This is a genomic window from Microvirga thermotolerans (assembly GCF_009363855.1).
Lineage (GTDB): Bacteria > Pseudomonadota > Alphaproteobacteria > Rhizobiales > Beijerinckiaceae > Microvirga > Microvirga thermotolerans.
This window is the reverse complement of sequence record NZ_CP045423.1, coordinates 2,882,362-2,895,671: the sequence shown is the minus strand read 5'-3', so window position 1 is coordinate 2,895,671 and position 13,310 is coordinate 2,882,362. Positions and strand designations below refer to the sequence as shown.

Genomic DNA, 13,310 nt, shown 5'->3' with positions numbered 1-13,310 from the left:
GACAGCAAGGAGACAGGCATGGCAACTCTTGAAGGTGGTGCCTATCACGACACGCTTCATGGTACCCATTCCCCGGATGTGATCTTCGGGAATGGCGGAGACGACTTCCTCTTCGGAGGGCGCGGCGGCGACGCTCTCTTCGGCGGGGACGGCGACGACCTTCTCTTCGGCGGGGAAGGCGAGGACGCCCTGTTCGGCGGCGCCGGCCACGACGTGCTCTTCGGCGGCAACGGCAACGACATGATGCAGGGCGGCGCCGGTGAGGACGTGCTCTTCGGCGGCAACGGCGACGACGTGCTGCAGGGCGGCGCCGGTGACGACTATCTCCGGGGTGGCAACGGCAACGACGTCCTCCAGGGCGGCGACGGCAACGACAGCCTGGACGGCAATGCCGGAGACGACCTGCTCCAGGGCGGCGCGGGCGACGACGTCATCCGCGGCGGTTCGGGCGACGACGTCATCCAGGGCGGCGCCGGCGACGACGTGCTGCACGGCAATTCGGGGCAGGACGTCTTCGTGTTCTCCGGCGGCGGCGGCAACGACGTCGTCATGGACTTCAAGGTCGGCGAGGACCTGCTCCAGATCTCCAAGGGGATCAACGGCACGGACATCGCCTCGGCGGACGACATCGCGAGCCGCGTCCATCAGGTCGGTGGCAACACGCTCATCGACCTCGGAAACGGCGACACGATCACCCTCGTCAACGTCAATGCCGAGGACGTGCAGAACAACCCGGGCGACTACTTCTCCGTCCAATAACGTGCAAAGGCGCTGCAGCCCCGCGCTGCAGCGCCCCAACCTCGAGGGCTCTGGAACGGCATGGCGTTGCTCGACCTTTCGGACATGGACCCTATGGCGGGCGAAGCGGACAAGCCGCTCGCGTTCCATCTCGGCGGCGCGGCGATGCTGGCGGTCTGGGATGTGCCGGAGCCGGTGCGTTCGCCCGCGTCCCTCTCCGTCGCAGAGGCCGTCGCCGTCGCTCCGACCGCATCCCTTCGCCTTCCGCGTCAAGGCGGCGGCACGCGTCTCCTGTGGGTCCTGCGCCGGCCCGAGGGCAGGGCGCTGCATGCGACGCTCGCGATCGAGGCTCTCGGCCTGAGCGCGGAACTGACCGTCGCGGGCGACGCGCCGCTCCCCGCGCTCGACGCGGCCATCCTTCTCGACGGTCTCGAAGACCGCGCGGGCGCCACGCTCGCTTCGACGCTTCTCAATCTCTGGAGCGGCCTCTTCCGTCTTAACCGCAATGCGGGCTTCGTCCGCGCCGTCGGCGCGCTCTTGCATCGCCTCGATCCGTCGCCCCAGCCTGCCGCCGTCGTCGCGCGCGCGGTCGACGGTCTCGCCCTCGTGCAGACACCGTTCCCGGCGGGCTTCGGCCCGGTCCGGTCCATCCACCGCATCGGAGCGCGCGGCGTGGAGAAGCTGAAGGGCGAGCCGCACCGCGCGCCGCTCGGAAGCGGTCGGGAGATGCTTCATCTGCTGGCCGCTCTCGAAGCGGCGGAGCAGGGCGGCTGGCTCGCCATCTGCGGGCAGGAAGGCATCGTGGTGCGGCGGCTGCTCAGGCCCGAGAGGAGGCCGCCCTCGCTCACCGCGTGGCTGCGCGAGCACGGCAAGAAGGCGGCCGGCCTGCGCGAGCATCTGCTCGCCGAACTCTCCGGTCTCGCCGCTTCCGGCAGCGCCGCGTCGGTGGAGGTGCAGCTCGCCGCGCCCCTCGACCGTCAGCAGGTCACGGGCGCGGGCCTCGCGGCGGAGATCGCCTGCGCCCTTTCCACGCCCTCCGGGACGCTCGTCACCGGCTGGTTCCGGGATCCTTTGGGCCTCGTCGCGGGCATCGCCGCCGTCACGGAGAGCGGAACGGTCCATGACCTGACCGGGAGCCTCCATCGCTTTCCCGTCACTGCGGAAGCCGTCGGCGGAGGGCGCGTCGCCGCCACGGGATTCGCGGCTCTCGCGCCTTCCCCCCGTGGCGCGGCGCCGCTTCTCCAGCCGCGCTTCCGCCTCCTGCTGCGCTCGGGGGCCTATCACCCGCTGGTTCCGGCTCCCCAGCCCGCCGACCCCGCGGAGGCCCGCGCCGCGGCGCTTCGCGCCGTGCCGCCACAGCATGTCAGCGAGACGCTCCTCGCGAACGTGCTGACGCCGGTGATCGCCGAACTCCACCGCCGGACGCAGGCCCGCGCGAACGCGCCGCGCCTGCATCGGATCGGGGAGCTGCCGGCGCGTCCGAAGGCGTCCGTCGTCATTCCCCTCTACAAGGCGCTCGATTTCCTGCGCTTCCAGATCGCCGCCTTCGCCATGGATCCCTGGTTCCGGCAGAATGCCGAGCTGATCTATGTCCTCGACTCGCCGGAGCAGGCGGCGGAGGTCGAACACCTGATCGGCGGCCTGCATCTCGTCTACGGGCTTCCGGTCCTCCTCGCCGTCATGGAACGCAACGGCGGGTATGCGCGCGCCTGCAACGCGGGAGCGGCCCTCGCCCGGGGCGACGTGCTCGCGCTCGTCAATTCCGACGTCGTTCCGGTCTCGCACGGCTGGCTCCAGGCCCTCGCGTCGCGTCTCGACGGGCGCAGGCGCATCGGAGCGGTGGGCCCGAAGCTCCTGTTCGAGGACGGCTCGCTCCAGCACGCGGGCATGTATTTCGAGCGCGATCATCGCGGGCGCTGGCTCAACCATCACTTCTACAAGGGCATGCCGCGCTTCTATCCGCCCGCGACGGAGGAGCGCGTCGTTCCCGCCGTAACCGGGGCCTGCCTCGTGACGTCGCGCGAGCTTTTCGAGAAGGTCGGCGGCTTCACGGAGGATTACGTGATCGGCGACTACGAGGACAGCGACCTGTGCCTCAAGATCAGCGCCGCCGAGCGCCGGATCCTCTATGCGCCCGAGGTCGAGCTCTACCATCTCGAACGCAAGTCGATGACGCTGAGCGGCGAATACATGAAGGGCGTCGCCTGGCAGTACAACTGCGCCCTCCACGCCTCCCGCTGGGGAGACCGGATCGCCGCGATCATGAGCGCGTACAGAAAAACCGCAAGAACGAGGAGTAAGGCCGCATGAACGCTCAGGTCGGCAGCAAGGTTTCCGCCTATCGGCCTCTGCTCTCCCCCGCGGAGGAGGACCGCCTCTCCGCGCTCCAGGAGGCTCTCGCGCGCAACCGCTTCCTGCCGGCGCCTCCGCCGGAGAACGTTTTCGTCGGCGACGGGGACTACCGGGCCATCGGCGCGGAGTTTCTCGGACATTTCGTGCGCATCGGCGGCCTTAGGCCTTCCGACCGCGTCCTCGACATCGGCTGCGGCATCGGCCGCATGGCGGTGCCGCTGACCCAGTATCTCGACGGGGAGAAGGGCCGCTACGAGGGCGTCGATCCGGTGAAGGAAGGAATCGAATGGTGCGTGCAGAACGTCACGCCCGTCTATCCGAACTTCCGGTTCTGCCAGGTCGACCTGGCGCACGAGCTCTACAATCCGGGCGGATCGCTGGCCGGTCACGAGGTCGTGCTGCCCTTCTCGGACGCGGGCTTCGACTTCGCCGCGATGGTCTCGGTCGCGACGCACCTGCCCGTCCCGGAAATCTCCGCCTATGCCCGCGAGGTCATGCGCCTGCTGGCGCCGGGCGGCCGGCTCTTCATGACGGCCTTTCTCGTGCTCGACGGGGACGTGGAGAGGACCGGCGCGCGTCCCCGCTTCACGCCGGGACGGGAGGAGGGAACCTGGTACGGCGACCCCGCCGCTCCGCTTGCCGCCATCGGGTTCGACAGGGCGCTGATCGAGGGAGCCCTGCAGGCGGCGGGACTCCGCATCCGCAAGGTCAGCCTCGGCCATTGGCGCGGCATCGACAGTGCCCATTACCAGGACATCGTCATCGCGACGAAGCCGGAGGAGGCGGCCTGACCATGCGCGTCCTCGTCGTCGCCCACAATCATCCGGACCTGCACCCCGGGGGAACGGAGATCTTCGCCCACGACCTGTTCCGTGAGCTTAGGGGAAGGCCGGACGTCGAGGCCCTGTTCCTGGCGGCCACCAACCGCATCCACCGGGAGCCCCGGCCCGGCACGAGCTTCCAGGCGGTGAGCGACGCGCCGGACGAGGTGGTGCTCTGGAGCGGCCATTTCGACCATTTCTACCTGAGCCAGGTCGACACCTACGGCGTCGTTCCGCAGCTTGCGGGGCTCCTGCGCGAGTTCAGGCCCGACGTGGTGCATCTCCATCACGTCCTGCTTCTCGGCGTGGAGTTCATCGCCGTGATCCGGCGCGTGCTGCCGCAGGCGCGGATCGTGATGACCCTGCATGACTATTACGCCATCTGCGCCCATGACGGGCTGATGATGCGGACGCGTGGCCGCGAGCGCTGCGAGCGCGCCTCACCCAACCGCTGCGCCGGGTGCTTCCCCGAGACCGCGGCGGACCGTTTCCTCCTGCGCGAGCGCTACATCAAGACCCTGTTCGCGCAGGTCGACCGCTTCATCGCCCCGAGCCGGTTCATCAAGGAGCGCTTCGTCGCCTGGGGAATTCCCGCGGCGCGGATCGACGTGGTGCCGAACGGCCGGCCCGAGGCGCCGGTCGCCGCGCACCGTCCCTCGCCGGACGGGCGCCGGGCGGTCTTCGGCTATTTCGGCAATCTCAACCCCTGGAAGGGTGCGACCGTGCTTCTGAAGGCGGCGCAGCGCCTGGTCGCCGAGGGGGAGCGCGATTTCGAGCTGCGCATCCATGGCGGAGCGCCGTTCCAGTCGGAAGGGTTCGTGGAGGAGGTCGATGCGCTCGCCCGCGCCGTCGAGCCGCACGCGGTGCGCCTCGGCCCCTACCGGCGCGAGGATCTTCCGGTGCTGATGGCGCAGGTCGACTGGGTCGTGATGCCGTCCATCTGGTGGGAGAATGCGCCACTCGTCATTCAGGAGGCGTTTCATCACCGCCGTCCGGTGATCGCGAGCGGGATCGGCGGCATGGCCGAGGCCGTGCGCGACGGGACCGACGGCCTGCACGTGCGCCCGGACGATCCGGTCGCGCTCGCCCGCGCCATGCGGCAGGCGATGCAGGAACCGCGGCTCTGGAGCAGGCTGGTCGAGGGAATCCGGCCGCCTCCGACCATCGCCGAAACGGCGGACCGCCACCTTCGCCTCTACCGCGGCCTCGACGCGCCCGCGCAGGCCGCCTGATGCAGGGAGGGACGACCTCATGAGCACGGCAGAAGTCAGGACATCGCCCCAGCGCTCGCCGGAGGCGGCGAAGGGTCAGATCCAGGGACGGCTCGACGCGATCGAGAGCCGCCGCCTCTACGGCTGGGTCTGGGACCGCGGGCAGCCCGAGGAGAGGCTCCTCGTGCGGGTGCTCTTCCGGGGGCGGATGGTGGCCTCCGCCACGGCCGACCGCCCCCGCATCGACCTGCGGCGCAACGGCATCGGCGACGGGGCGCATGCCTTCGAGGTCGAGCTGCCGGACGGCGTGGGGCAGGATCTCGGAGAACTGGAGGTGGTCGCCGTCTCCCGCCGGACCGGGGAGGAGATCGTCCTCCCCGCGCCGAGCCGGGACGAGCGCGTCGCAGAGGCGGCGATCAGCGCGCCGCTCAACAGGGTGCTGCAGCAGCTCGAAGTGCTGATCGCGGCGCAGCACCGCTCCCAGGTCATCCTGCGCGAGGCGGTGGAGGCGATCCGCGAGACGGCGGGGCAGGTGGAGCGCATGGCCTCGCAGGAGGACGGCATCGGCGCCGCGCTGGAGGTCGTCCGCTCCAATCACGGTGAGCTCGCCCAGCGGATCGCCGACGTGGAGGTCTTCCACATGCGCTTCGACAAGATGATCGCCGGGTTCGACGAGCGCATCGCCGAGCTTGCGAACGCGGCCGACAGGCCCATGCGGCGCGCCGTCGCGATCCTGATCGCCCTGGCCGGCATTTCCGCCGCCAGCGCCGTTTCCACCCTGATGATCGCGCTCCGATAGGAGAGTTCATGACGATTGCAGTCCGACATTCCCCGCAGCTCGACATGCCGCACGCCCCGCGTCCGGACCAGGCCATGGGCGGCGCGTTCCCCCCCGATCCCCTGGCCCTCCCGACCGACGGCGAGACCGTGATCGCATCGCCCGTGGGCGACGACCTCCTGCTCGTGAGCGGCGTGGCGGATTCCATGTCCGCTGCGGTTCCGGTGCTCCTCAACGGCGACCCGGCGCTCACCATGACCGCGAACGTCGTCACCTGGGTGCGGAGGGATGCGCCGCCGGAAGCGTGCATCGGCTTCGTCGCCGTCGTGCCGGTGCGCGTCGCGGGACGGGTGCGGATCCGCTCCATCGTGATGCGGCGAAAGGGCCAGCCGGTCCGCTACACCCTGGTGCGGCGGGCGCTGCCGCTCACGGCCCTGATGAACATCGTCGCCGCCGACGCGGATGCCGAGTTCCCGAAGATCGCGGATGGGGTGGCCCAGGCTCTGGTGACGGGCCGGAGCGATCCCAAGCGCGTCGCGGCGGCCCTGTCCATGCTGACGGCGACGGCGCATGTGGACGGCTTCGTCGAGGTCATGGGGACCCTCGACACCGGCGAGGTCTATCTTCAGGGCTGGTCGGGCGAGCTGCCCGCCGACGGTGCGCGCCTGATCGTCTCGCACGAGGGTCTGACCATGGCGGATTTCATGGCCGCCAAGGTGCAGCGGGACGATCTCGGCGAGAGGGGACACGGCTTCGTCGGCATCCTGAAGACCGGCGGGGCGCCCCTCGACCTCGAGAGGCTCCAGCGCCTGTTCTTCCGCGGCCGGAACGGCTGGCGGACCCTGGAGATCTACGAGAAGCGCGTCCACCTTTCGCCCCTCGACGTGCCGGCGCACATCCGCGACGTGCTGCCCCGCGCCGCCGCAGGGGAGGAGACGCTGAGCCTCCTCAGGAAGGCGGGGGCGCGATACGACGGCCGCGATACGGTCTCCTCCCTCAAGGAACCGGTCCGGATCGGCATGGATGCGGTGCTCGACCTGCCGAAGGGCGGGATCCTGGTGAGCGGCTGGATGCTCGATCCGCTCCATGCGGTGAAGGAGGTGGTGCTCCATGCGGGCAGGCAGGCCGCCCGCGTGGACGCAACCTGGACGCGCCTTGCCCGGCCGGACGTCACCGCGGCCTTCCACCAGGATCCGGCCTTCGGGCACAGCGTCGATCCGCACCGGCACGACCACGGCTTCCTCGCCTTCGTCCCGGGCCTCGCCGCCACGGGTTCGGACCCGGTCTATTTCGAGATCCGCATCGACGAGGACACCTCGGCCTTCTATCCGCTCAAGCCCGTCCGCGCCTCGTCCCGCCGCGCCCTCGACAGGATCGTCACGGCCCTCGACCCGCGCTCGGCCGCCACCGGCATGGCGATCGAAGCCCATATCGGGCCGATGATCCACGCCTTCGATCACCCCAAGCCGAGGCCCGCGGAGCAGCGCGACTTCGGCTACGACGAGAGCGCCTCCAGCCTTGCGCTGGTCCTCGGCGGCCGGCGCGACGGGGAGGAGGTGCTCGTCGCCCTGTCCCTGCTCGCCCTCGACCCCGCGATGCACGCGGTGCCCGTCATCGTCAGCGTGCCGGTCGAGCTTTACGGCAAGATCGCGGCGGAGGTGCAGCGCCTCGCGCGGTTCTACGGCCTCGGCGTCAGGCTCGTCGGCGCGGACGGGGTGCAGGATGCCTGCGATGCGCTGGATGCGGCCACCCATGCCACGGGCGTGGACACGCTCGTCTTCCTGTCCGCCGGCGTCATGCCGCGCCGGCCCGGCTGGCTCGCCACCCTCGAGCGGGCCTACCGCAAGCGCGGCGGGAAGGCGCTCGTGAGCCCCACCATCCTGTTCGAGGACAACTCGGTGTGCTTTGCGGGCACGGTGCTGGACCAGCGCGAGCGGCGCCTGGTCGACAGCTTCCTCGGCTACCCGGGCGATGCGATCCGCGGCGCCGAACCGGTGGAGGTCATGGCGGGCTCCAGCGCCTGCTGCATCCTCTCCCGCCAGGCCTTCCACGACATCGGCGGCTTCAGCCAGTCCTACATGAGCGTGCGCGAGAAGAGCCGCGATCTCTGCCTGAAGCTGAAGCTCGCGGGCACGCCCTCCGTCTGGCTGCCGGACGTGGAGATGGTCGCCGCCGAGGTCGATCCGGTCGAGGCCGGTCTTCCGTGGCAGCGCCTCGTGCAGCACGTCGACCGCTGGAGCTTCGACCGGCGCTGGTCCCTCCTGGTCGCCAACATGCGAGGAGTCGAATGACCTATCATCCGTTGCGCGTTCTCGTGGTCTCCCACGGCCATCCGAGCTTTTCGCTCGGGGGCGCGGAGGTCGCCTCCTACAACCTCCACAAGGGCCTGAACGCCATCGAGGGCGTCAGCTCCCGTTTTCTCGCGCGCGTCGGGCACCCGGTGGTGCGCCACAGCGGCACCGCGCTTCTCAGCCTGCGCCAGAAGGAAGGCGAGATTCTCTACCACGCGGACGATTACGATCACTTCTTCCTGTCCAACAGGAACACGGAGGAGATCGAGCGGGATTTCCTGCGCGTGGTGCTCGACCTCAAGCCCGACGTGATCCACTTCCACCATTTCATCGGCCTGGGCCTCGAATGCCTCTATGCCGTCCGCAGGGCCCTGCCCGACACGGTGATCGTGGTGACGTTCCACGAGTTCCTGTCCATCTGCCACCATCACGGGCAGATGGTGAAGACCCGCAACAACAGCCTGTGCCGGCAATCCTCCCCGGCCGACTGCAACGCCTGCTTCCCTGAAATCTCGCCGGCGCGTTTCCTGCGGCGCGAGAAGTTCGTGCGCGGGCTCCTGGAGCTGGCGGACCATTTCGTCTCCCCCAGCCAGTTCCTCGTGGACCGCTACGTGGACTGGGGCCTCGACCGCTCACGGTTCACGGTGATCGAGAACGGCCTCGACATCGTCGAGCCGACGCCGCCCCGGCCGCTGCCGCCGGGCGGGCGGCGTGCGCGGTTCGCCTATTTCGGGCAGATCACCGCGTTCAAGGGCGTGGACGTGCTGCTCGACGCCGTGGCGCGGATTCCGGAATCGGTGTGGGGAGAGGATGCCCAGCTGATGATCTTCGGCGGCAACCTGGAGCGCCAGCCCACCGCCTTCCAGCAGAAGATCGAGAAGCTCGTCGAGCAGGCCGGACCCCGCGCGCGCTTCTACGGCGCCTACCAGAACGCGGAGATGCCGCGGCTCATGCAGTCCATCGACTGGACCATCATTCCGTCGATCTGGTGGGAGAACTCGCCCATCGTGATCCAGGAATCCTTCTTCCACGGGCGGCCCATGATCTGCAGCAACATCGGCGGCATGGCCGAGAAGATCGCGGACGGGGTGAACGGCCTGCACTTCCGGGTCGGCTCGCCGGAGGATCTCATCGACCGGATGACCGAGGCGCTGACCGATCCAGGCCTGTGGGACCGCCTGCGCGCCGGAATCCCGCAGCCGCTGAGCTATCGCGACTGCGCGCAGAGGCACCTGGACCTCTACTACGCCGTCGCGGCGAACCGCGATTCCACGCCCGCAGCCCGCACGGCCTAGGGTTCGGGGCAGAAACTTCAGCCAGAAGGAGAGACAACGTGGCCCGCATTCTCGTCATGATCCCCTCGGGGGAAGTCTACGACCACGACAACGTTCGCTGGTATCGCTACAAGGACGTCCAGAGCCATATCAACCACTATCACAACATCGGCGACGCCTTCGTCTTCGACTCGTCCCTCAAGCTCCTGAACTTCGACAAGCTCGGGGTTCTCCCCATCGCGAACCCGAACCTCGACGACATCGACCGCCTGAACGAGGAATACGACTACGTGTTCCTGCGCGGCTCCAACTACGTCCACAAGGACATGCGCTGGAGCCAGACCATCGAGGTCCTCAAGCGCCTCAAGATCCCGGTCATCGCCTTCGGCATCGGCGCCCAGGCGCCCGTGAAGGGCAAGATCGAGCTTTCGGAGGAGACCAAGACGGTGCTCCGCATGATGGCGGATTCCACCACGTCCATCGGCGTGCGCGGCACCTATTCGGCGCAGGTCCTGTGGGACATCGGCATCCGCAACGTCCGCATCGTCGGCTGCCCGACGGCGTTCCGGCGCAACAACCCGAACCTGACGATCCAGCTGCAGCCGCTCGACAAGGTCCGCTACGTGGGCATCACCATGCGCCGCGAGGTCTCGCCGGCCTATGCCCAGGACATCAAGCGCTACCTCACCTTCCACCGCGACCTCGTGAAGTCCCTCGCGCAGCGTTTCGACGTCGTGCTCATGGCCCAGGGCGAGGTCGAGGAGAAGAAGATCGTCTTCGGAACGCCCGAGCAGAAGGAGGAGGCCTTCGCCGCCCTGCGCGCCAACAAGTGGGTCTCCGACTGGTATCTCGACGAGACCATGGAGAAGCTCCACCGCGAGCGCCTGTTCTATTCCGACGTGGTCGCCGACTACGAGGATCTGGTGCAGCAGAAGGACCTGGTTCTCGGCTACCGCCTGCACGGCAACCTGATGGCGCTGTCGAACGGCACGCCCTCGATCTACTTCACCTACGACAGCCGCACGGTGGAGTTCGCCGAGACCTTCCAGATCCCGAGCTTCGACGTGTTCTCGGGCAAGGACTTCAGCCTGGAGGAGTACTGGGACCAGTCCCTGTTCGACAAGTTCAACCGGGCCTATCACCACACCTATCGCGAGATGCGGCAGTTCCTGGTGGAGAACGGCGTCGACACCAAGATGGTCGACGTCATGGAGAAGGTCCGGGACCCTGTCCAGAAGGTCGCCTGAGGGGGCTGCGATGAAGAGGCCGCTGGCGCTTCTCGCCCTCTCTCTCCTGGCAGGAAGCGTTTCGTGGACCGGCGCTCGTGCCGAGACGGCCGGGCGCCGGGACTTCGCCGTCGTCCCGGCGGGACCCGTCGAGACGGTGTTCGACTGGTCGCGCGACGCCTGCGCCAAAAGCCACGTGCCGGACGCCTCCGCCCGGGCCTTCCGCAACGCGGACGGGGAGGTGCGCCTGATCGCGAGCCACAACGACAACCGGGCCTTCGTGGGCCCGAGCCTCGATGCCGTGCGCCCGCGCTGCGAGGTGGTGTACAAGGGGCGCCGCTCGGCGCGCCTCGCCGATTTCGACGACCTGAGCTGGATCGGGGCGGTCTACACCCGCGACGGAAGGACGGTCTACGCCCTCGCGCATACGGAACTGCGGGGGGAGCGCACGCCGGGGCAATGCCCCGCGGGCCGCTACAGCGCCTGCCTGCTCAACACCGTCACCGGCCTCGTCTCCCATGACGGCGGGCGCCGCTTCGAGAAGGCCTCCGCGGCGCCGCCTGTGGTGGCGACGCTGCCCTATGCCTATCCCACGGACCGCGAGGCGCGGGTCGGCTACGCCAATCCCTCGAACATCGTCGAGCGGGACGGGTGGTACTACGCCTTCATCTTCGCGGACGGATACCGGGACCAGCGCCGGGGCAACTGCCTCATCCGCACGAAGACCCTCGACGATCCGTCTTCCTGGCGGGCCTGGGACGGAGCGGGCTTCACCGTGACGTTCGCAGATCCGTTCCGGGAGCCCGCCGTCGACGCCCCGTCCCATGTCTGCCAGCCTGTTGCGCCCAACGTGATCGGCCGGATGATCGGCAGCGTCTCCAAGGTGCGCGGGACGGACATGGTTGTCGCCGTGTTCGGCGACAGGCGCCGCACGGCGGACGGGCGGACGGTCGAGGGGATCTACGCCTCCGCCTCCGCCGACCTCCTGACCTGGACGCCGCCGGTCCTCGTGATGGAGGCGCAGCTCCTCTGGGACAAGTCGTGCGACCGGCCCGACGCCTATTTCTATCCGAGCCTCCTCGACCCGCAGGCGCGCACCCCGTCGTTCGAGGATGTGGGTGCGACGGGCTATCTCTACCTGACCCGCTACAATCTCAAGGACTGCAGGGTGACCTGGGACCGGGACCTCGTGCGCGTTCCGGTGGCGATCCGCGCCGCGCCGTGAGGGCGGGGGCGGCGACGCGCTCCCGCTTCCCTGCACCCGCGAGAAAGGCTTAATCCGCAGCCGCAGGAAGGATGCGACTCCTGGGCAGGTTGGGTCCGGCGACCTTTCTGCGATAGATAGCCGGGACCGAAACGAGAAGACCGATGCGACCCATGAACTGGGCAGACCTACCGGACCTGAAGACGCCTTTCGTCCTCGTTCAGCGGGAAAGGATGTTCCGTAACCTGCAACGGGCGGCCGACATCGCGGCCGGGGCAGGCGTGCGTCTGCGTCCGCACGTGAAGACCCACAAGTCGGTCGAACTGGCCGCGCTGCAGCAGGAGTTCGGAGCGGAAGGGCTGACCGCCTCGAAGCCGAGCGAGGCGGAGGTCTTCGTCCATGCGGGCTTCAAGGACGTGCTGGTCGCCTATCCGGTCGTGGATGCCGAGCGCATCATCCCTCTGCTCCAGGCCGCCGAGCGGAACCGGGCTTCCGTCACCTTCATCGCCGACAGCCGCGAGGGGATCGCCGCGCTCGACAGGGCGGCGAAGGTCGTCGGGCGCGCCGTTCCGGTGCGGATCAAGATCGACGTGGGGCTCCACCGCTGCGGGGTCGCGGCGGATTCGCCCGCGCTGGGGGATCTGGCGAATGCGCTGCGGCAGGCGCCCGCGCTGGCCTTCGACGGGCTCCTCTCCCATGCGGGGCATGCCTATGCCTGCCGCGGGCGCGACGCGATCGCCGAGGTCGCGGCGGAGGAGCGGCGCCTCATGCTGCTCGCGAAGAAGCGAATGGAGGGCTTCGGCTTTCCCGATGCGAAGATCTCCGTCGGCTCGACCCCCACCGTCTTCGCGTCCGGGAGCTTCGAGGACATCGACGAGATCCGGCCGGGGAACTACGTCTTCCTTGACCTCACCGCCGTCCGCCTCGGCATCGCCACTCTGGACGATGTCGCCCTCGCCGTGGTCGCGACCGTGGTGAGCGCGAACGAGGATTACTACATCGTCGACGCCGGCTCGAAGGCGCTCACCTCCGATCTCGGCGCCCACAGTTCCGGCGGCAGCGGCTACGGCCTCGCATTCGCCTTCGACGGCCGGGAGCAGGGCCTCCCGGTGGTGCGGCTCTCCGAGGAGCACGGCTTCGTGGAGCGGCGCGGCGGCGGCCTCGCGACCGGGACGCGTCTGCTCATCTATCCCAACCACGCCTGTCCGGTCGTGAACCTGTTCAGCCGCGTGGCGGTCTCCGACCCGGGCGGCGAGCCGTCCCTGTGGTCGGTGGACGCGCGGGGGCGCGTCGTCTGAGGCGGGCCCGCCCGGCGCCGGAGGGGCTTCCATTCCGTGACGGCATCACGGAGGGACATGCCGGACGCCTCCCTCCAAAGGGCGAGGCCTAGCCGGCTAAAGTTGTGATCCCGTTCA

At 69.1% G+C, this 13,310-nt stretch carries 10 protein-coding genes; all 10 read left to right on the top strand.

Features of this window, described 5'->3' with window-relative positions; genetic code table 11:
- Nucleotides 1-18: 18 nt before the first annotated feature.
- Complete coding sequence (locus GDR74_RS13690; protein WP_152586823.1) at nt 19-759, top strand: calcium-binding protein; 741 nt, start codon at nt 19-21, stop codon at nt 757-759.
- A gap of 60 nt (nt 760-819) precedes the next feature.
- Nucleotides 820-3,048 (top strand): glycosyltransferase, encoded by a 2,229-nt coding sequence (locus GDR74_RS13685; protein ID WP_152586822.1) that lies wholly within the window; start codon nt 820-822, stop codon nt 3,046-3,048.
- Nucleotides 3,045-3,881: a class I SAM-dependent methyltransferase gene (locus GDR74_RS13680; RefSeq protein WP_152586821.1), complete on the top strand. Its 837-nt coding sequence runs from the start codon at nt 3,045-3,047 to the stop codon at nt 3,879-3,881. Before GDR74_RS13685 ends, GDR74_RS13680 begins: the two co-directional genes overlap by 4 nt.
- On the top strand, nt 3,878-5,143 hold the full coding sequence (locus GDR74_RS13675) for a glycosyltransferase family 4 protein (protein ID WP_194164711.1): 1,266 nt from the start codon (nt 3,878-3,880) through the stop codon (nt 5,141-5,143). Before GDR74_RS13680 ends, GDR74_RS13675 begins: the two co-directional genes overlap by 4 nt.
- Nucleotides 5,144-5,162: 19 nt before the next feature.
- A complete protein-coding gene (locus tag GDR74_RS13670; RefSeq protein WP_152586819.1) occupies nt 5,163-5,921 on the top strand; it encodes a hypothetical protein in 759 nt (252 codons plus the stop codon).
- A gap of 8 nt (nt 5,922-5,929) precedes the next feature.
- Nucleotides 5,930-8,191, top strand: coding sequence for a glycosyltransferase family 2 protein (locus GDR74_RS13665; RefSeq protein WP_246179480.1), 2,262 nt, complete (start codon nt 5,930-5,932; stop codon nt 8,189-8,191).
- Nucleotides 8,188-9,486 carry a glycosyltransferase family 4 protein gene (locus GDR74_RS13660; RefSeq protein WP_152586818.1) on the top strand — a complete coding sequence of 433 codons (1,299 nt, stop codon included), beginning with the start codon at nt 8,188-8,190 and terminating at the stop codon, nt 9,484-9,486. Before GDR74_RS13665 ends, GDR74_RS13660 begins: the two co-directional genes overlap by 4 nt.
- Nucleotides 9,487-9,524: 38 nt before the next feature.
- Nucleotides 9,525-10,712 (top strand): polysaccharide pyruvyl transferase family protein, encoded by a 1,188-nt coding sequence (locus tag GDR74_RS13655; protein ID WP_152586817.1) that lies wholly within the window; start codon nt 9,525-9,527, stop codon nt 10,710-10,712.
- 10 nt (nt 10,713-10,722) lie between these two features.
- Nucleotides 10,723-11,916 carry a hypothetical protein gene (locus GDR74_RS13650; RefSeq protein ID WP_152586816.1) on the top strand — a complete coding sequence of 398 codons (1,194 nt, stop codon included), beginning with the start codon at nt 10,723-10,725 and terminating at the stop codon, nt 11,914-11,916.
- Between the two features lie 152 nt (nt 11,917-12,068).
- Nucleotides 12,069-13,193 carry an alanine racemase gene (locus GDR74_RS13645; protein WP_194164543.1) on the top strand — a complete coding sequence of 375 codons (1,125 nt, stop codon included), beginning with the start codon at nt 12,069-12,071 and terminating at the stop codon, nt 13,191-13,193.
- Nucleotides 13,194-13,310: the final 117 nt, after the last annotated feature.